Consider the following 19,980-nt stretch of genomic DNA (forward strand, 5'->3'; position numbering starts at 1 on the left):
GCCCCGCTCCGGGCGGTCTCAGCCCGGCATGGCGTAACCGGCCGCCACATCGGCCAGCATTGCGGCGAGCGCGGGGGCATCGTGCCAGCGCCCACCCGCCATCACGCCGGCCGGCCGGCGAAGCGTGGCGAGGTCGTCGAGCGGGTTGGCCGATGCCAGGATCAGGTCCGCCCGGCTTCCCGGCGTGACGGTGCCGAACGGCGTGCCGCCGGGATGGGTCTTGGCGATGAATTCGCCGGCGCGGCGCGTGGCCGTTTCCAGCGCGGCATAGCGGCTGAAACCGGCGGCGACCAGCCGGTCGAGATTGCCGTGCAGCGCGAAGCCCGGCACCAGCCCCGGAATATCCGGCGAATCCGTGCCCGAAAGCAGCGGCACGCCCGCCTGTTCGAGCGCGCGGGCGAAGACGCGCAGGAAGCGGACGCGATCGTCGAGGCTGCCGGCCTTGCGGGCATAGCCCTCGCGCGGCCAGGAAAAGCGATAGGCGGGCGCGAGATAGCGGGCCTCGGGCGCGGCGAGGAAGGCCTGCACCTGTTCGGGCTTTCCCCACTGGCTGGCGATCGTCCCGTAGGTGACTAGATCGGCGACGATGAACGTGCCCGCCTGCTTTGCCAGGGCCACGGCCGCCGGGATGGCGGCTTCATCCGGTGCGGCGTTGGGCGCGCTTTCCGGCGGCTGGGGGAAGAAGGTGTAGAAGAATTCCTCCAGATGGGCGACCATCGCCTGGCCGGCCGCGATCTGCCCGGCCAGCCCCACCGCCGTCACGCCATGGCCTACGATCGGCAGGCCCATGGCCGGCCCTTCCCGCGCGAGCACCGCGAAGCATTCGGCCGAGAGATTGTTGTATACCTTGATGAAGTCGTAGCCGTTGGCGCGCGCCACGATCAGCGCGGCGCGCGCCTCCTCCGGCGTGCGCACCACCAGATGGCCATATTGGGGCGATCCATCGACGGCGAGCGCCGCGAAGACGCGCGGCCCCGGCACGTCGCCCCGCGCCACGGCGGCGCGGGTGCGGCCGACGAAGCTGTTGCGCGCCTCGCCCATGTTCAGGCTGGTGGTGATCCCGCAGGCGAGCTGCACCGCCAGATCCTGCCGGCTGTCCGAATGATTGTGCATGTCGGCAAGGCCGGGCAGCAGGAATGCGGTGCCGCCGCCGTCGATGCGGCGCGCGCCCGACGGAACGGCGATCCCCCGGCCGATCGCGCGGATCAGCCCGTCCGCCACGATCACCGTCTGGCCCCGCAGCACGCGCTGCCGATCCATGGGCAGCACGTTGACGTTCACGAAGGCGGTGGCGGGCGATGCCGGGGCGGGCGCCGCAAGCACCTGCCGGCCCGCCGCCAGGAGCGCCAGCCCACCGGCCAGCGCCTGCCGGCGCGTCCACCCCCGCATCCCCGCCACGCCCGGATCAGCCGGCGTATTTCACCGAGCAGCCATAGGGCTTGCTGGTCGCCACCGCGACCGGCTTGCCGGCCTTCACGTCCGCCAGCGCCGCCAGCACATGGTTGCGCGCCGTCGTGATATCGGCCTGGTCGGCGGTGGGCTTGTCGTCGATCGCGCCGGCATAGACGAGCGTGCCCGCCGGATCGATCACATACATGTGCGGCGTCGTCTTGGCGTCGTAGAGCTTGCCGACGATGCCCTTGGGATCGAGCAGATAGGCCGTCGCCTCCGCCTTTTCCTTCTTTTCGAAGGCCTGCGCCTCGGCGCCCGTCATATAACCCTGCTTGCCCGGCGCGCCCGAATTGATCGTCAGCCACACCACGCCCTGCGCCTTCGCGGCCGCCTGCGTCTTCTGCATGTTGCCGCTGTCATAATGCTTCTGCACGAAGGGGCAGCCGGGATTGTTCCATTCCAGCACCACCGTCTTGCCGCGGAAGCCGGAGAGCTTCACCGGCTTGCCATTGGCATCGGCGGCGATGAAATCGGGCGCCGGCTGGCCGACGGTGGCGGTGGCGGTGGCGAAGGCGGGCGCCGCGATGGCGATGGCGGCCGCGAATGCGATGCTTTTGCCGATCATCTGATGGTCCTTCCTCTGCTTCCAACTCTCGATATTCAGGCGGTAAGCGCGGTGAGCGTGCCGGGGGTCAGCACCTGCGGCAGCGTCTCCACCGGCCGGCCGGGGCGGTAGAAGAGATAGAGCGGCACGCCCGATCGGCCCTGCTGGTTGAGGAAGCGGCCGATGGCGGCATCGCCCTTGGTCCAATCCCCTACCAGCACCGCCACATTGGCGTCGGCGAAGGCCTTGGCCACCTCGGCCCGGTCGATCGCCACCTTCTCGTTCACCTTGCAGCTCAGGCACCAGTCGGCGGTGAAATAGACGAAGACCGGCCGGCCTTCCGCCTGCAGGGCGGCCAGCTTCTCCTCGCTGAAAGGCTGGGCGCCGAGCGCGCCTTCGCTCGCCTGGGATGCCGCGGCGACCGCGGGCTCGCGCGGCACCGCCACCATCAGCGCCAGCGCGGCGGCGGCGGCGGGCGCCAGCGGCCACCAGGCGGCGGCGCGCCCGGTCGCCTGCCGGCGGCCGACCCACCACAGGCCGAAGCCGGTGAGCAGCGCGGCGCTCAGGCCCAGCGTCATCCCGTCCACGCCCGCCTGCTGGCCCAGCAGCCAGGCGAGGCCAAGCGCCGTCAGGAACATCGGGATGGCGAGGATGCGGCGCAGCCGGTCCATCCACGGGCCGGGGCGCGGCAGCCGCCGGCGCAGCGCCGGCACGAAGCCGAGCGCAAGGAAGGGCAAGGCAAGCCCCAGGCCCAGGCCCGCGAACACCGCCAGCGCGGCCGCCGCCGGAAGCACCAGCGCCGCGCCCAGTGCCGCGCCCATGAAGGGGCCGGTGCAGGGGGTGGCGATGAAGGCGGCGAGCGCGCCCGTCCAGAAGGCGCCGTGCGTGCCGCCCTTGGCCGCCAGCGCCTGGCCGCCGGCCACGGCCGGAAGCTCGAACAGACCGGCGAGGTTGAGCGCGATCGCGGCGGTGAGCAGCAGCAGCAGCAGGATCACGCGCGGGTCCTGCAGCTGGAAGGCCCAGCCCGCCGCCTCTCCGCCGGCGCGCAGCGCCAGCAGCACGCCGCCCAGCGCCAGGCAGGTCGCGACGGCGCCCGCCGCATAGGCCAGGGCTTCGTGCCGCGCGCCGCGCCCGTCGCCACCGGCGCGGGCGAGGCTCAGGGCCTTGAGGCTGAGGATCGGGAATACGCAGGGCATGACGTTCAGCAGCAACCCGCCCAGGATCGCCCCGCCCAGCGCGAGAAGCGCGGTGCGGACGCCGCCGGCCCCGATCCCCGCGCCTTCCGACGAAGCCGTCACCGGCGCGCCGGCCGCCGGCACGTCGCCGGGCTTCGCCGACAGCGCCAGCCCGTTGTCCCTGCCGATCCTGAGAACGCCGTCGACCTCGTTCAGGCCCGCCGCCCCGCCGCCGGCCTTCACCTCGACGATCAGATTGTCGCCGTTGCGGCTCACCGCCTGCGGTGCGGCATAATCGATCGCGCCGTCCGTCAGCGGGAAGAAATAGACGTCCGCCACATCCAGCTTGGCCGGGATCGGCACGGCGAGGCGGAAGGTTTCGCCTTTCACGGCGAAGCGGCCCTCGCTGCCGAGCGGCTTGGGCATGGCGGCCCGCCAGCGCGCGAAATCCCCGGCCAGGGCCGCATCGGCGCGGCCGTCGCCCACCTTCAGGTCGATGGCGATGTCGGCTTTCTCCGGGACGCAGATTTCCTTGGTGCAGGCGAGCCATTTCGCCGTGCCCCGGATCGGCAGCGTCGTGCCCGGCGCAAGGCCGGCGGGCAGCTTGAGCTGGATCAGCTGGGCATATTCGCCTTCATAGACATAGTTCATCAGCCCCGCGACGATCAGCGTGTGCGGCACCGGATAGGCAAGCTCGCCCGCCGTGACGCCATCGGGCAGCTTCCAGTCGATGAGCGTCTCGATCCCCGAGTCGCCGGGATTCTTCCAATAGCCGTGCCAGGTGGGCGCGGGCTTCATCACCAGCGCCAGCGTGGTCGCGCCGCCGGCCGCCGGCTCCGCGCTTTCCGCCACCAGCCGGGGCGCGATGTGCAGGCCCTGCGCGGATGCGGGCGCTAGGCCGATCAGCATCAGGCCAAGCATCGTCATCAATCGGCAACCGAAGGCGATCATCGGGGCTCCAATTTCCATGGTCACGCCGCTATAGCACCGCCGGGGCCAGCACGCATACCGGGAGCATCCAAGTGAAATTGTGGCAAAAGGTTACGATGGCGGCGGCGACGGCCGCCATGCTGCCGACGGCGGCGCAGGCGGACGGCGCGGTGGCGCAGCCTTCCCGGCCGAAGCTGCTGGTGGCGATCTCGGTCGATCAGTTCTCCGCCGATCTCTTCGCCGAATATCGGCAGCATTATACCGGCGGCATGAAGCGGCTGGCCAATGCGATCGTCTTCCCGGCCGGCTATCAGAGCCACGCCGCCACCGAAACCTGCCCCGGCCATTCGACGATCCTCACCGGATCGCGCCCCGGCCGCACCGGCATCGTCGCCAACAACTGGTATGATCTGTCGCTGCCGCGCGCCGACAAGAAGGTCTATTGCTCGGAAGATCCGTCCGCGCCGGGCAGCGATTCCGATCATTATGTCGTCTCGCCGCTCTATCTGAAGGCGCAGACGCTGGGCGATCGGATGAAGGCCGCCGATCCCGGCAGCCGCGTCGTCGCCGTCGCCGGCAAGGATCGCGCCGCCGTGATGATGGGCGGCCATGTGACCGACCAGATGTGGTTCTGGGGCGGCAAGAGCTATGTGACGCTGCCCGATCGCAAGGATCGCCCTGTGCCGGCCGCGATCGGCCCGATCAACGCCCGCGTCGCCGCGCTGGTGGCGAAGCCCGGCAAGGCGGAATTGCCGGCGATGTGCCGTTCGCGCTCGGTGGCCGTGCCGATCGGACAGGGCAAGCAGGTGGGCGTGCTGGCCGATCGCAAGGCGGAGGATTTCAAGGGCTTCCGCGCCGCCGCCGATTTCGATGCCGCCACCACCGATCTCGCCATCGGCCTGCTCGACGAGCTGAAGCTCGGCCGCGGCGCCGGCACCGACGTGCTGACCATCGGCCTTTCGGCGACGGACTATGTCGGCCACACCTACGGCACCGAGGGCGCGGAGATGTGCGCGCAGATGGTGGCGCTCGACAATAATGTCGGCCGCATCCTCGCCGCCCTGGATGCGACGAAAGTGCCCTATGCCGTCGTCCTCACCGCCGACCATGGCGGCCACGACCTGACCGAGCGCACCCGCCAGCGCGGCTTCGCTTATGCCGAGCGCGTCGATCCGAAGCTGAACCCGGCCGCCTATTCCGAGATCATGGCCAGGGAGTTCAACCTCTCGCTGAAGGACGATCTGATCCACGGCGACGGGCCGTTCGGCGACTGGTATCTCTCGCGCGAGATTCCGGCGGATGTCCGCCCGCGCCTGCTCGCGGCGCTCAAGGCGCGGCTGCTGGCGCACCGCCAGGTGGCGGAGGTGTTCACCGCCGACGACATGCGCCGCCTGCCGATGCCGCAGCCGCCGGTGGAGGAATGGTCGCTGGCCGAGCGCACCCGCGCCTCCTTCGATCCGGAACGCTCGGGCGACCTGATCGTCCTCCTGAAGCCCAAGGTGATGCCGATCGCCGATCCCACCAGGGGCTTCGTCGCCACCCATGGCTCGCCCTGGCAGAACGACCGGCGCGTGCCGATCCTCTTCTATCGCCCCGGCGCCACCGGCTTCGAACAGCCGCTGTCGGTGGAGACGGTGGATATCCTGCCGACGCTGGGCGCGCTGGTCGGCCTCAAGATCCCGGCGGGCGAGATTGACGGCCGCTGCCTCGATCTGGATGCGGGCGCGGCCGACAGCTGCGCCGATTGATGGTTTTCCGGGCGCCATGACCGCCGAAACGCATTGTTGCCTTGTTGCAGCGCGGCGATTCGGATATGGCGCCCGGCAAATTCCCTCTCCTCCGCAGGATCCTTTTTCATGAGCCTCCGCAACGTGGCCATCATCGCGCACGTCGATCATGGCAAGACCACGCTGGTCGACCAGCTTTTCCGCCAGTCGGGCACGTTCCGCGACAATCAGCGCGTGGAAGAGCGCGCGATGGACTCGAACGATCTGGAAAAGGAACGCGGGATCACCATTCTCGCCAAGCCGACCTCGATCGACTGGCAGGGCACGCGGATCAACATCGTCGACACGCCCGGCCACGCCGATTTCGGCGGTGAGGTGGAACGCATCCTCTCGATGGTCGACGGCGTGATCCTGCTGGTCGACTCCTCCGAAGGCGCGATGCCGCAGACCAAGTTCGTCACCGGCAAGGCGCTGGCGCTGGGCCTGCGTCCCATCGTGGTGGTCAACAAGATCGATCGTTCGGACGCGCGCGTGCAGGAAGTGCTGGACGAGGTGTTCGACCTGTTCGTCAGCCTCGACGCGACGGACGAGCAGCTCGACTTCCCCGTGCTCTTCGCCTCGGGCCGCAACGGCTATGCCAGCGACGATCCCGAGGCGCGCGAAGGTACGCTGACCCCGATGTTCGAAAAGATCATCAGCCATGTGCCGCCGCCCAGCGTCGATCTGGATGCGCCCTTCTCCTTCCTGGTCACGCTGCTCGATCGCGACAATTTCCTCGGCCGCATCCTCACCGGCCGCGTCAATTCGGGCGTGGTCAAGCTCAACCAGCCGATCCACGCGCTCGATGCCGACGGCAATGTGATCGAGGCGGGCCGCGCGTCCAAGCTGATGACCTTCCGCGGCCTCGATCGCGTGCCGGTGGAGGAAGCGCAGGCGGGCGACATCATCAGCCTGGCCGGCCTGGCCGTGGCGACCGTGGCGAACACCATCGCCGATACCTCCGTCAGCACGCCGATCAAGGCGCAGCCGATCGATCCGCCGACGCTGTCGATGCGTTTCGCGGTGAACGATTCCCCCTTCGCGGGCCGCGAGGGATCGAAGGTCACCAGCCGCATGATCCGCGACCGCCTGTTCCGCGAGGCGGAATCGAACGTCGCCATCAAGGTGACGGAAGCCGCCGACAAGGACAGCTTCGAGGTGGCGGGCCGCGGCGAGCTCCAGCTCGGCGTGCTGATCGAGACGATGCGCCGCGAGGGCTTCGAGCTCGGCATCAGCCGCCCGCGCGTGCTGTTCCGCGATGGCGAGAACGGCCGCGAGGAACCGTATGAGACCGTCGTGATCGACGTGGACGAGGAATTCTCCGGCACCGTCGTCGACAAGATGAACCAGCGCAAGGCCGAGATGACGGACATGCGCCCGTCCGGCGGCGGCAAGACCCGCATCACCTTCTCGGCGCCGTCGCGCGGCCTGATCGGCTATCATGGCGAATTCCTGTCGGATACGCGCGGCACCGGCATCATGAACCGGCTGTTCGAGAAATATGGCCCCTATAAGGGCACGATCGAGGGCCGGAAGAACGGCGTCCTCATCTCCAACGGCAATGGCGAGGCCAATGCCTATGCCCTGAACTCGCTGGAAGATCGCGGCATCCTGATGGTCGGCCCCGGCGAGCCGCTCTACGAGGGCATGATCGTCGGCGAGAACGCCAAGGATGACGATCTCGAAGTCAATCCGATGAAGGCGAAGCAGCTCACCAACTTCCGCGCCTCGGGCGGCAAGGACGACGCGATCCGCCTGACCCCGCCGAAGAAGATGACGCTGGAACAGGCCATCGCCTATATCGACGATGACGAGATGGTGGAGGTGACGCCCAAGACCATCCGCCTGCGCAAGCGCCACCTCGACCCGCACGAGCGCAAGCGCGCCAAGCGGGCTTCCGAAGCGGCCTGAGGCATCCTGATCGCCCCGTCTTCATCGGGGCCGGAAGAAAGAACCCCGCGCAACCATCGTTGCGCGGGGTTTTCTGTTTCGGCGCCTGCAGGGCGGTGACGGCGCTTTCCGGGCACGAGCTGCGCCCGGCACCCCGAATATCGCCCCGCTCTAATAATTGTTGAGCCGCGCCACCCGCTCCGCATGGAAGGCGGTGTCGCCGAACAGCTCGTCCAGCAGGCGATGCCGCTTCATGTAGAGGCCGATGTCATATTCGTCGGTCATGCCGATGCCGCCGTGCATCTGCACGCCTTCCTGCACCGCCAGCATCGCCGCCTTGCCGGCCTTGGCCTTGGCCACCGCCGCCATCAGCTCCGCCTTGGGGTCGTCCGCATCCATGAGCTGCGCGGCCTTCAGCGTCGCGGCGCGGGCGATCTCCAGTTCGGAATAAAGATGCGCGGCGCGGTGCTGCAGCGCCTGGAACTCGCCGATCAGCCGGCCGAACTGCTTGCGCTGGCGCAGATAGTCCATCGTCATGGCCATCGCCGCGCCGCCCACGCCCAGCATCTCGGCCGCAGCACCCACGCGCCCCGCATCCAGCGTGCGGGTGAGCAGGCTCCAGCCGTCGTCGACGGTGCCGATCACCGCGCCGGCATCCACCTCCACGTCCTCGAACAGCATCTCCGCCGCGATCGAGCTGTCCACCATCCGCACCGGATCGGCGGTAAGGCCGGCCGCGCCCTTTTCCACCGCGAACAGGGTGATGCCCCGCATCTCGCCCACGTCGCTGGAGGTGCGCGCCGCCACGATCAGCAGGTCCGCGACATGGCCGTGCACCACGAAGCGCTTGGCGCCGTTGAGGCGGAAGCCATTGCCCGATCGCTCGGCCGCCAGCGCGACATTGGCCGGATCGTGCCGGCGCCCCTCGTCCACGGCGATCGCCGCCACCGTCTCGCCCGTCGCGATGCCCGGCAGCCACCGGGCGCGAAGCTCGGCATCCGCGCCGCCGATCGCCGTCACCGCCGCCACGGCGGTCGACAGGAAGGGCGATGGCGAAAGGTTGCGGCCGATCTCCTCCAGCACGATCCCGGCCTCGACATGGCCCAATCCGCCGCCGCCCTGCGCCTCCGGCACCAGCACGCCCGCCAGCCCCATCTCGCCGAACCGCCGCCACAGGTCGCGGGAAAAGCCGGCGGCGTCGTTCGCATCGCGCAACTGGCGGAGATGCTTCACCGGCGCCTGATCGGCCAGGAAAGGCCCGGCCATGTCCTTCAGCATCACCTGCTCTTCGGTAAGGAACAACGCCATTGCTCAGGCTCCCGGCAGGTTGAGGATATGCTTGGCGATGATGCCGAGCTGGATCTCGCTCGTGCCGCCCTCGATCGAATTGGCCTTGGAACGCAGCCAGTGGCGGGAAACGGCATTGTCGTCGCCCCAGACCAGCGCGTCCGTGCCGCCGGCCGCCATCTCCAGTTCCAGCCTGCGCTTGTTCAGCTCGGTCCCCGCATATTTCATCATCGATGGCTGGGCGGGATGGGCCAGGCCGGCCTTGAACTCGTCCAGGAATTTCTCGGACATGGCGCGGAAGGCCAGCATGTCCACGTCGTGCAGCGCCACCTCGGCCCGCAGCACCGGGTTGGCGAAGGCGCCCAGCCTTTCCGCCAGATCCCGCCCCAGCGAGGGATCGCCGCTGCCGAAACCCATCGCGCTGATCATCTCGCGCTCATGCCCCAGCAGATATTTGGCGACGGTCCAGCCCTGGTTCACCGCGCCGACGATCTGCTCCTTGGGCACCTTCACATCGTCGAAGAAGGTCTCGCAGAAGGGTGAGGAGCCGGAGATCAGCAGGATCGGCCTGGTCGAGACGCCGGGCGAGGCCATGTCGAACAGCAGGAAGCTGATGCCGCCCTGCTTCTGCGCGGGATCGGTGCGGACGAGGCAGAATATCCAGTCCGCCTTGTCGGCATAGCTGGTCCAGATCTTCTGCCCGTTGACCAGCCAGTGATCGCCCTTGTCCTCGGCGCGCGTCTGGAGGCCGGCGAGGTCCGATCCGGCGCCCGGTTCCGAATAGCCCTGGCACCAGCGAATGCGGCCCTGCGCGATATCAGGCAGATAGCGGCGCTTCTGCTCCTCCGTGCCGAATTTCAGGAGCGCGGGGCCGAGCATCCAGATGCCGAAGCTGTGGAGCGGGCTGCGGCAGCCGAGCGCCGCCATCTCCTCGCGCAATATCTTGGTCTCGGAAGGGCTGAGGCCGCCGCCGCCATAATCCTTCGGCCAATCGGGCACGGTCCAGCCGCGCGCGGCCATCGCCTCGAACCATGCCTGTTGCTCCGGGCTGGAAAAGCGGCCGTTGCGGCCGCCCCAATAGACATCGTCCAGCCCCGTCACCGGCTCCCGCATCGCCGGCGGGCAATTCGCCTCCAGCCAGGCGCGGGTTTCGGCGCGGAAGATTTCCTCGTCTGCCATGCTATCCTCTCCGGCGGGCCATGATCCCCGTCCGCTGGGGAGACTGCCATCCCCTTACGCTAACGTAAAGGGCAACATCGACGGGGGAGAGACGGATGGATGCGACCGCACTGATGCGTCGTTATTACGATGCCTATAATCGCGGGGATGCGGCGGAACTGTCGGCGCTGCTGGCCGAAGACGTGGTGCTGCGGTCCGCCGCGGGCGAGCAGATCGGCCGCGACGCCTATCTTGCCACCTATCGCTGGATGATCGAGCGGTTCGAGGACCGGATGACGCCGGAACATATCGAAAGCGATGCCGCTGGCGCCACCGTATCGATCCACGACAGGCTGACGGCGCGCATCGACGTGCCGGATTTCCTCGGCCGATCCGTCCGGGCGGGGGACGTGATCGAGCTGGCGCTGACGGGGCGCTATACGATTGCCGGCGATCGCATCGCCCGGATCGAGATCAGCCCCCGTTCGCCCGACTGATCGGCACCGCCCGGATCATGGCGATCCGGGCGGCCCTTCGCATCAGAAGCGGAAGCCAAGCTCCACGCCATAGGTCGCCGGCTGGCCATAGGACGCCGCCTGCGAGAAATAGCCGTCGATGATCGATCCCGAGCCGACGACGAAGCCCGGATAGCGCTTGTCGAAGATGTTCTTGCCCCACAGCGCCAGCGATATGCTGCGATCGTCGCCGCGATCGATCGTGTAGGTGATGCGCCCGTCAACCAGGCCGTAGCTGGCGTTGATCGGCTTGTCGCGGCCCATCGGCACGGACGGGCCGTCGCCCGCGGTGGTGTAGATCTTGTCCTTCCAGGTGTAATCGGCATGCAGCGCCAGGCTGCCGGGGCCGATATCGCCCACCGTCCAGTCGCCGGACAGGCGCAGGCTGTGCTTGGGCGTGAAGGGCAGCACGAAATAGCCCGAGATGTCATCGCCCACCTGCACCGGCGACCCGGCGTTGACGACGGGATCGAAGATCGAGCCTTCCGGCGCGAACACCTTGGTGATCTTCGAATGGGTGTAGGTATAGCTGGCCGCCAAGGTGAGCCCGCTCACCGGCACCACCGTCAGGTCCGCCTCGAGGCCCTTCACGTTCGCCCGGCCGACGTTGAAGGTATCGGCGAGCGACGCATCGGCCGCATCCGCCGAGATATCGAGCTGCAAATCCTTGTAGATGGCAATGAAGCCGCTGAGGTTCAGGCGGACGCGACGATCGAACAGATCGCTCTTCACGCCGACTTCGTAGCTCGTCACCGTTTCCGGGTCGAAGGTGCGGGTGAAGGTGGGCGAGGCTTCGTTCGATCCGCCGGCCTTATAGCCCGTCACCACCTTGCCGTAGACGGAGACATTGTCCGTCGCCCGATAGTTCAGGATGACCGAGGGATTGAACTTGTGGCTCTTCACCCGGATATCGCCGACCGTCACGCCCAGCGGCAAATAGGTGCCGTTGCCGAGGAAGCGGCGGTTCACCAGCGGGGATACGTCCTCCGGCGTATCGCCGATGAAGAATTCGGCGCTGCGGGTGCGATCGGCGCTACGCTTGTCCCAGGTGTAGCGCCCGCCGACCGTGACCTCGAGATTGTCTTCCAGGATCGGCGGCGTCCAGGTCGCCTGGCCGAAGATCGCCTTCGACGTGGACTTGGCCTCGGTATAGCGGTCCGACATGGCGAGCTGCCCCGGCACTCCGGTGCCGACATCCACCAGCAGCAGGTGGTCCGCCTTCTCGCGGAAATAATATAGGCCGCCGACATATTTGATCCGGTCGCCGATATCGCCGATCGCCTGGAATTCCTGCGTGTAGGTCTTCGAATGGATGAAATCGATCGAGTAGAATGGCGCCAGGAAGGATTCCACATAATCCTGGTAGGCGGTGTAGTTGATGTGGCGATAGGCGGACAGCGACTTCAGCGTCAGCCCGTCATTCGCTTCCCATTCGGCGATCAGGGTCTGCCCGTCCGATTTCACGCGGCTATAGGGCAGGTATACCGGGCGATAGGCTTCCTTCGGATTGTCGGTGTAGCCGGGGAAGAGGAAGGAAGCGACCGCCGGATCGGTCACATAGCGCACCGGCGTGGTGCGGGCGTTGCTGTAATCGCCCGAATAATCGATCGTCACATTGTCCGCCGGTTCCCAGCGGATCGCGCCGCGCACCGCATATTTGCGGTCACTCTGGAAATCGTTGGCATCCGGCGTGTCGCCGGTATCGTCGGCATTCTTCGCCCAGCCGTCGCGGTTGCTGTAGAGGCCGGTCAGCTTGATCTTGAAATCGCCGAGCTGCGGCAGGTTGGCGTTCACCAGCACGCGCTGATGGTTGTAGTTGCCGATCGTCACCAGCCCGTCGACCGAAGCCTCGCCGGTCGGCTTCTTGCTGATGATGTTCACCGCGCCGCCCGTGGTGTTGCGGCCGTAGAGCGTGCCCTGCGGGCCGCGCAGCACCTCGACCCGCTCGACATCGGCAAGGTCGAAGGCGGACGCCTGCGGACGCGACTGGTAGATGCCGTCGACATAGAGGCCGACGCCGCCATCCTTGGTGATGATGCCCGGATCGCCGATGCCCTGCCCGCGCATGTAGAGGATCAGCGTGGTCGACGAATTGGGATAGGGCGCGAAATAGAGGCTGGGCGTCGCCTGGACGACCCCGGTGATGTCGGTGATGCCGGCGGAGGTCAGCGCGCTGTCGGTCAGCGCGGTGATGGCGATCGGCGTGGTCTGCAGATTTTCCGAACGGCGCTGGGCCGTGACGACGATATCCTCAAGCCCGCCGTTCGGCGCCTGCGCGGCGGCCGATGCCCCCTGCTCGGCCTGCGCAAAGGCGGTCGCCGTAGAAAGAGCGCCAATGGAAACAGCGGCATAAGCCAGGCCGAGTGCCAGCCGGCGCGCGGTGAACGAACCCATTTATGATCCTCCCTGTATGGTTATGTCTTATTATGTTTTTCACGCGGATCGGCTTAATCATTGCATTCAACAACGCATATGCGTTTCCGCTGTCGCTTTTCATAACGCAATTCGGATGAAAAAAGAAAGAGCGACGATGCACCTCGAAAGGCGCCAGGGATGCGGGCCGGCGGCTTTCGAGTTTGTCGATCTAAAGCAACGGAAAATGATCTAGGATCGCCTCGCCGCGATCGAGGGAAAGGAGAGCGCATGGCGCACTGGCTGATGAAATCCGAACGCGAAAGCTATGCGTGGGAAGATCTGGTCCGCGATGGCGCAACCGAATGGGATGGCGTGCGCAACCCCACCGCCCGCATCAACCTGCGCGCCATGCAGGTGGGCGACGAAGCATTGTTCTACCATAGCGGCGCGGACAAGGCGTGCGTGGGCGTGATGCGGATCACCCGCACCGCCCGGCCGGATGGGCCGGACGGCAAATGGGCATCGGTGGCGGTGGCCCCCGTCGCCCCGCTGGCCAAGCCCGTGACGCTGGCGGCGATCAAGGGCGATCCCCGGCTGGCGGGGATGGAGATGGTGCGCCAGTCGCGCCTGTCCGTCTCGCCCGTCAGCGATGCCGAATGGGCGGCGATCCTCGATCTGGCGGGCGGCCTCAGCCGATAAGGGCGTCCGCCGTCGCGCGGATGACGGGCGCCAATATCCCCGCCCAGCGGGCAACGCCGGCCTCGTCGCCGATCAGGTCCTGCCGCACCTCGATGCCCAGATAGGGGATGCCGCTGCCCTCCCCGTGCAGGTTCATCGTCGCGTTCAGCACCTTGCCCGAATAAGGCTGGTTGTCGCCGGTCGCCACGCCGGCCGCCTCCAGCAGCGGGATCGCGATCCGCGCGGCGCGATCGTCCTCATTGTAGAGGATGCCGATCGACCATGGGCGCGGCTCGTCCGACGTGGCGAGCTTCGGCGTGAAGCTGTGGAGCGATATCAGCATCGCCGGCAGGCCGGACGCGATCAATTCCGCCACGCGGGCGTGGTAGGGCCGCCAGAAACGGGCGATCCGCGCCTCGCGCCCGGCATGGTCCAGCGCATTGCCCGGAACGGCGTGGCCGTCGCTGGCGATCGGCACTAGGCCGGGCTTGTCCTCCTCCCGGTTCAGGTCCGTCACCAGCCGCGACACCCCGCCCAATATGCCGGGGCAATCCAGCGCGGCGCAGAGCGCCCGGCCGAGCGGATCGACGCCGATGTCGATGGCGACATGCTCGTTCAGCAGCGCCGGATCGATGCCCAGGTCGATGTCCGCCGGCACGCGGTTGGAGGCATGATCCCCGATCAGCAGCAGGCGCGACGCCGGATTGCCGGGAATGTCGATCCACGCCTCGCTCATCGCCGGAACTCCGGCTTGCGACGCTCGCGATAGGCGGCGATCCCTTCGGGGAAATCCGCCGATCCGAAGCTCGCGTCGAACAGCGCGTCGGTATCCACGCCCGGCCCCACGCCCGCGATCATCCGCTTCAGGGTCGCGAAGCTCGAAGGCGCGCCCTCCGCCATCGCCGCCGCCAGCCGTTCGGCCTCGGCCAGCGCCACGGGCACGGCGCGCTCGACCAGCCCGATCCGCGCGGCTTCCGCCGCATCGATCGTCTCCATGCCCAGCAGCATCAGCCCCGCCTGCCCGCGCCCCACCCGCGCGGCCAGCCGGTCGATATCCTCCTGCGGATAGGCGATGCCCAGCCGCGCCGGCGGCACCGCGAACCGCGCGCCTTCGCCCGCCACCGCCACGTCGCAGGCCAACATCAGCGCCACGCCCGCGCCGAAGCAGCCGCCGTCCACGGCCGCGATCACCGGAAAGGGCAAGGCCGCCAGCGCGTCGATCGCCCCGCGCATCGCCAGCCGGAACGCGGTGCGCCCGCCGACATCCTGCCCCAGCGTGGCGAGATGGCCCAGGTCCGCGCCCGCGCAGAAGGCCCCTTCCGCCGCCGATTGCACGATCAGCGCGCACGGCGCCGCCATCTCCGCCGCGACCGTGGCAGCCGCCAGCTCGCCCCAGCCTTCCAGCGGCACGGCATTGCGCTGGCGTGGGCGATCGATGATCAGGCGGCCGAACGGCCCGTCGCTAACATATCGGAACATGCGACCAGTTGCCGTGGATCGCGGCGGATGTCACCACTGCAATTCACGGGCATGGGGATGATCGGATGGATCGGGGCGGAACAAGGCGCGAAACCATGAGGTTGCTGGGCGGCGGCGCGATCGCCGCCTGGGCCGCGCCCTCGCTGCTTTCGCCCGCCGCCGCCAAGCCCCCGCCCCCCTGCCCGATCCGTGCGCCGCTGGATGCGATCGCCGATCGGCTGCTGGCCCATACGCCCGAAACCGCCGTCTATAACGGCGTCGCCGATGCCGATGTCGGCGGCCCGCTCGCCACCCGGCTGGACGATTATTCCCCGGCCGGCGAGGCCGCCTGGCGGGCCGCGCTCGCCCAGGCGGCGGCCGATCTCGCGCCCGTCGCCTGCGGCAAGGACGATGATCTCGCCCGCCTGCGCCTCGCCACCGCCGCCAACATCCTCGCCAATGCCAACCGGTCGGCCGCCATTCCCTATGGCCGGATCAACGCCTTCAACTTTTCGGGCCATGTGCCCTATCTCGTCACCCAGATCGCCGGCCCGCACATCGACACGCCGAACGCGATGCAGGCGCAGCAGTCGCTCGCCACGCCGCAGGCGGTGGACGCCTGGATCGCCAAGCTGGACAACTTCCCCACGGCCTTCGCCGGCGTGATCGAAAAGGTGCGGGCGGACGAGGCGGCCGGCGCCGTCCCGCCCGCCGCGCTGATCGCCAGGACGCTGCCGGTGCTGGATGCCTTCCTGGCCGGGCCGGAGGCGGATCATCCCCTGATCGCGGCCTTGCGCACCCGCACCGACGCGGCCCGGCTGGACGCCAGCTTCCGCGCGAAGGCGGAGGAACGCGCGATCACCGCGCTCCGCAAGCGCGCGCGGCCCGCCTTCCAGGCGCTGCGCCGGCAGATGGTCGCGATGCTGCCGCGCGGCCGGGCGGAGGCCGGGCTCTGGGCGCAGCCGCAGGGCGAGGCGCTTTATGCCGCCAACGTCCTGGCGCTGGCGGATTCGCACCTGCCGGCGGAGGATATCCACGCGATCGGCCAGTCCGAGGTGGAGCGCATCTCCGCCGCCATGGGCGATCTGCTCGCCGCGCGGGGGCTTACCCGGGGCAGCATCGGCGCGCGCATGGATGCGCTGGCCCATGATCCGGCCAACCTCTTCGCCGACAGCGATCGGGGCCGCGCCGACCTGCTCGATTATGTGCGCGGCCTCGTCCACCAGATGGAGGAGCGCTATGCCGAAATCCTGCCCAACGCGCTGATCCCCACCCAGCCGCTCGAGGTCCGCCGCATCCCGCTGGCGACGGAGGATGGCGCCCCCGGCGGCTTCTACGATGGCCCGTCGCTCGATGGCTCGCGCCCCGGCACCTACTGGATCAACCTGCGCGACATGAACGCCGTCGCCCGCTTCCGCCTGCCTACGCTCAGCTACCATGAAGGCGTGCCCGGCCATCATACGCAGAGCTGCATCGCGCTGGCGCTGGGCGAGGCGCCGCTGCTGCTGCGCATCGCCAGCTTCAACGCCTATCAGGAAGGCTGGGGCCTCTATGCCGAGCAGCTCGCCGCCGAGATGGGCGCCTATGCCGAAGACCCGCTCGGCAATCTCGGCCGCCTGCAGGACGAATTGTTCCGGGCCGTCCGCCTCGTCGTCGATACCGGCATGCATGCGATGCGCTGGAGCCGCGAACAGGCCATCGCCTATATGCGCGACGTCACCGGCGTGGCGGAAAGCCGCGTGGTGGCGGAAATCGAACGCTATATGGCCTGGCCGGCGCAGGCGCTGGGCTACAAGCTCGGCCAGATTCGCCTGCTCGAGATACGGGACGCGATGGCCAAGGCGCGCGGCCGGCGTTTCGACCGGCGGCAATTCCACGCGCTGGTGCTGGCGAACGGCCCCATGCCCCTCGATCTCGTCGCCGGGCAGGCGGATCAGCTTCCGTCCCGATAGATATCGCCGGTCCGGCAGGGGAAGGGCGGCGGCTCCGCAAGGAACCGCCGCCCCCTGACGGCGGGTTGCATCATGGGGGATGGACCGGCCGCCCGCGGATGGATGCACCGCCGCGCGCGCAGCGATCCGCTACCGTAACGATCAGCAAGCGTCATGCCATATGGGCGAAGGGCGGAAAGCCGGGGCTTTCGGCGGAACGCCCCGTCCCGTTTCGGGACGGTCGGGTCAGATCAGTGCCGTTGCGAGACACCACCAGCCCGGCCGCGCGGCCATCAGCCGGCCGGCCGCGGCATCGCGATCGGCCGCTTCGGCGAAAAGGGCGAAGCAGGTGGCACCCGATCCCGACATGCGCGCCAGCACCACCCCCGGCATGCCGGCGATCAACCCGATCGCCTCGCCTATCTCTGGCACCAGTGCCCTCGCTGGCGCCTCCAGATCGTTCAGGCCGGCCAGCGCCGCCCGCAGGGGATCGCCCCGCTCCAGCGGCCCGCGATCCACGCCGTCCCAGCCCCGGAACACCGGCCCCGTCGGGCAGGCGACGCCGGGATTGACCAGCAGCAGCGGCATTCCGGCCAGCGCCTCGGCTCCCGCCATCGCAACCAGCCGGTCGCCGCGCCCGTCCGCCCAGGCCGTCCGGCTCGCCACGCAGGCCGGCACGTCCGCACCCAGCTCCGCGGCGATCGCCATGATCCGGGCATCATCCGCCGGCAGCGCCCACAGCCTCGCCAACGCCCGTAGCGCCGCCGCCGCATCGGCCGATCCACCGCCGATGCCCGAGGCCACCGGCAGCCTTTTGTCCAGCCGGATCGCGGCCCCCGCCGAAACGCCGAATGCACCCCGCAGCGCCCGCGCCGCGCGCATCACCAGGTTGGTCTCCACAGGCTCCGCCGCCAGAAGAGCAGCATAGGGCCCATCAATGGCAAGGCTCAGATCGTCGGCGGGCGCCACCGCCAGCCCGTCGCCATCCCGCGCGAAGGCGAAGATCGTCTCGATCGCGTGATAACCGTCGCCACCCCGCGCGCGGACATGCAGCGCAAGGTTGATCTTGGCGTGGCCGATATCGGCGATCGCGCTCAGGGAGCCGCCATTTCGGGCGTCCAGCCCATGTCGATCTTGGCGCTGATCCGCTGCTTTTCCTTGTCGTCGGCATGCACCAGCGCTGCGCGCCAGGCAAAGCGCGCCTCCAGCCGCCGCCCGGCCGACCAATAAGCGTCGCCGAGATGCTCGTTGATCGTCGGTTCGCCCGGCTCGCCCTCCACCGCGCGCTCCAGCAGCTCGATCGCGCGGGGCACGTCGCCGCGCACATAATGCGTCCAGCCGAGCGAATCGGTGATCGCGGAATCATCCGGCCGCAGCTCGCTCGCCCGCTCGATCAGGGTCTGCGCCTCCGCCAGATTCTCCCGCCGCTCCAGCTGGGCATAGCCGAGATAGTTGAGCACCACCGCCTCGTCCGGCGCCGCCTTCGCCGCCTCCTCCAGCACGGGGCGCGCCGCCGCCCAGTCGCCCGCTTCGTGGAGCGAGCTTCCCAGCAGCAACAGCAGCGTCCAGCGCGGTCCGGCGCCGTCGCCGCTTCCGGCAAGGTCGATCGCGCGGCGATAGGCGTCGGCCGCGTCGGCCGGCCGGTCGAGCTGGCTGTAGATGCCGCCCACCCGCGTCCACGCCGCCGGCTCGGTGGATCGGCGCGCCGTCTTCAGCGCCTCGTCCAGCGCCGTCTCGCGATCGCCCAGCTTCACCAGAAGCTCCATCCGCTGGCCCCGCGCCGCTTCCGCCATCGGATCGCGCGGCCCGATATTGTCCAATATCTTCAGCGCGGTGCCATAATGTTCCTGGGCGGTCAGCAGCTCGCTCGCCACCAGCCAGGTTTCGGCATGCTTGGGCGCCATGAAGGTGCCCAGCCGCGCGAAGGTCAGCGCGATCGGCGTCACCCGCTCACGGTTGATGTCCACGGCCACGCGGGTGAACAGCTCGGCCAAACCTTCCGGCGCGGTGGAAACGCCGGGCGGCAGGGGCTTGCGCTCGGCGATCCGGCGGCGGGCCACCGCCAGCAGCGGCTCCTCGCCATCCAGCAGGGCCAGGGCCTGCGCACGATCGCCCGCCTTCACCAGCGCCGCGGCCGCCGCGATGCGCAGCCGCAACGCCCCGCGCCCGCCCGGCCCGGTCAGCGATTTCACCGCCGCCACGCCCTCGTCGCGCTGGCCGGTCGCGATCAGCAGCAGCGCGCGATGCTCGGCCGCATAGGCCGCCGCGATGCCCCCGGCCCGGCGCGCACCGTCCAGCGGCTCCAGCGGATCGCCCTTGCCACGGCCGCGCACGATCCAGGCGCGCAGCACCGGCACGGTGAAGGCGAACACCTGGTCCTTCTCGATCCGGTCGGCCAGCGCATCAGCGCCGTCCCAGTCCCTGGCGGCCACCGCCTCGACCAGCAGCAGCATCTCGCCATCGGGCGGCAGCCTGTCCTTGGCATCCAGGATGCGCGCCGCGCGAACCGCCAGCGCCCGATCGCCCGCCATCATCGCCTGGCGATAGGCCCGCGTGGCGATCAGCTCGTCATCGGGGGAAGCCGCGAGCGCGGCGCCATAGCCCACCGCCGCAAGCTCCGTCAGGCCCGCCGAATCCGCCGCCCGCGCCCGCACATATTCCAGCACCGGCGAAATCTCCGGGCTCACCGTCGCGCGGAGCTGGGGCGCCGGGGCGGCCGCCAGCGCCGGCAGGGTCGCGCCGCTGGCCAGCAGGCCGGCGATCAGGGCGGCGGCGATCGGACGAAGCGGGCTCATGTCATCCTCATTCCGGCCTTGCGGCCTCAATTCTTCGATTCCTGCC

Annotated in this window: 15 protein-coding genes; 5 read left to right on the forward strand and 10 right to left on the reverse strand. The window is 69.0% G+C overall.

Features of this window, described 5'->3' with window-relative positions:
* Positions 1-18: 18 nt before the first annotated feature.
* Genes CV103_RS10675 through CV103_RS10685 form a run of 3 tightly spaced genes read right to left on the reverse strand, consistent with a single transcriptional unit; the run spans position 19 to position 4,122 of the window.
* A complete protein-coding gene (locus CV103_RS10675) occupies positions 19-1,389 on the reverse strand; it encodes an amidohydrolase family protein (protein WP_107394906.1) in 1,371 nt (456 codons plus the stop codon).
* 16 nt (positions 1,390-1,405) lie between these two features.
* A complete protein-coding gene (locus CV103_RS10680; RefSeq protein WP_107394907.1) occupies positions 1,406-2,017 on the reverse strand; it encodes a thioredoxin family protein in 612 nt (203 codons plus the stop codon).
* A 35-nt stretch (positions 2,018-2,052) separates the two neighbouring features.
* Positions 2,053-4,122 (reverse strand): protein-disulfide reductase DsbD family protein, encoded by a 2,070-nt coding sequence (locus CV103_RS10685; protein WP_107394908.1) that lies wholly within the window; start codon positions 4,120-4,122, stop codon positions 2,053-2,055.
* Positions 4,123-4,217: 95 nt separating this feature from the next.
* Here CV103_RS10685 and CV103_RS10690 point away from each other — a divergent pair, with 95 nt between their 5' ends.
* Positions 4,218-5,849, forward strand: a complete 1,632-nt coding sequence (locus CV103_RS10690) for an alkaline phosphatase family protein (RefSeq protein ID WP_107394909.1) — start codon at positions 4,218-4,220, stop codon at positions 5,847-5,849.
* Between the two features lie 108 nt (positions 5,850-5,957).
* Complete coding sequence (typA, locus tag CV103_RS10695) at positions 5,958-7,778, forward strand: translational GTPase TypA (RefSeq protein WP_070933508.1); 1,821 nt, start codon at positions 5,958-5,960, stop codon at positions 7,776-7,778.
* 150 nt (positions 7,779-7,928) lie between these two features.
* Here the strand turns inward: typA and CV103_RS10700 are convergent, their stop codons facing one another.
* Positions 7,929-9,065 (reverse strand): acyl-CoA dehydrogenase family protein, encoded by a 1,137-nt coding sequence (locus CV103_RS10700; RefSeq protein ID WP_107394910.1) that lies wholly within the window; start codon positions 9,063-9,065, stop codon positions 7,929-7,931.
* Between the two features lie 3 nt (positions 9,066-9,068).
* Positions 9,069-10,223, reverse strand: coding sequence for an acyl-CoA dehydrogenase family protein (locus CV103_RS10705; protein ID WP_015459961.1), 1,155 nt, complete (start codon positions 10,221-10,223; stop codon positions 9,069-9,071).
* Positions 10,224-10,318: 95 nt separating this feature from the next.
* On the opposite strand from CV103_RS10705, the gene CV103_RS10710 reads away from it, so the two are divergent.
* Positions 10,319-10,699, forward strand: coding sequence for a nuclear transport factor 2 family protein (locus tag CV103_RS10710; protein ID WP_107394911.1), 381 nt, complete (start codon positions 10,319-10,321; stop codon positions 10,697-10,699).
* 42 nt (positions 10,700-10,741) lie between these two features.
* Here CV103_RS10710 and CV103_RS10715 read toward each other — a convergent pair whose 3' ends face one another.
* Positions 10,742-13,111, reverse strand: coding sequence for a TonB-dependent receptor (locus CV103_RS10715; protein ID WP_107394912.1), 2,370 nt, complete (start codon positions 13,109-13,111; stop codon positions 10,742-10,744).
* 249 nt (positions 13,112-13,360) lie between these two features.
* Between CV103_RS10715 and CV103_RS10720 the strand changes: the two genes are divergently transcribed.
* Positions 13,361-13,771, forward strand: coding sequence for an EVE domain-containing protein (locus CV103_RS10720; RefSeq protein ID WP_015459958.1), 411 nt, complete (start codon positions 13,361-13,363; stop codon positions 13,769-13,771).
* Here the strand turns inward: CV103_RS10720 and CV103_RS10725 are convergent.
* Both CV103_RS10725 and CV103_RS10730 read right to left on the reverse strand, forming a co-directional pair.
* Positions 13,761-14,486 (reverse strand): N-formylglutamate amidohydrolase, encoded by a 726-nt coding sequence (locus tag CV103_RS10725; RefSeq protein WP_015459957.1) that lies wholly within the window; start codon positions 14,484-14,486, stop codon positions 13,761-13,763. The genes CV103_RS10720 and CV103_RS10725 overlap by 11 nt on opposite strands.
* Positions 14,483-15,229 carry an enoyl-CoA hydratase/isomerase family protein gene (locus CV103_RS10730; RefSeq protein WP_070933504.1) on the reverse strand — a complete coding sequence of 249 codons (747 nt, stop codon included), beginning with the start codon at positions 15,227-15,229 and terminating at the stop codon, positions 14,483-14,485. The genes CV103_RS10725 and CV103_RS10730 overlap by 4 nt, the downstream gene beginning before the upstream one ends.
* Positions 15,230-15,324: 95 nt before the next feature.
* Here CV103_RS10730 and CV103_RS10735 point away from each other — a divergent pair, with 95 nt between their 5' ends.
* Positions 15,325-17,160, forward strand: coding sequence for a DUF885 domain-containing protein (locus tag CV103_RS10735; RefSeq protein ID WP_245896769.1), 1,836 nt, complete (start codon positions 15,325-15,327; stop codon positions 17,158-17,160).
* A 225-nt stretch (positions 17,161-17,385) separates the two neighbouring features.
* Here the strand turns inward: CV103_RS10735 and CV103_RS10740 are convergent, their stop codons facing one another.
* Together CV103_RS10740 and CV103_RS10745 are read right to left on the reverse strand one after the other, a co-directional pair.
* Positions 17,386-18,237, reverse strand: coding sequence for a 4-(cytidine 5'-diphospho)-2-C-methyl-D-erythritol kinase (locus tag CV103_RS10740; protein ID WP_211314382.1), 852 nt, complete (start codon positions 18,235-18,237; stop codon positions 17,386-17,388).
* Positions 18,234-19,934: a tetratricopeptide repeat protein gene (locus CV103_RS10745; protein ID WP_107394914.1), complete on the reverse strand. Its 1,701-nt coding sequence runs from the start codon at positions 19,932-19,934 to the stop codon at positions 18,234-18,236. Before CV103_RS10745 ends, CV103_RS10740 begins: the two co-directional genes overlap by 4 nt.
* Between the last annotated feature and the right edge of the window lie 46 nt (positions 19,935-19,980).

Source organism: Edaphosphingomonas fennica, assembly GCF_003034225.1.
GTDB lineage: Bacteria > Pseudomonadota > Alphaproteobacteria > Sphingomonadales > Sphingomonadaceae > Sphingomonas_E > Sphingomonas_E fennica.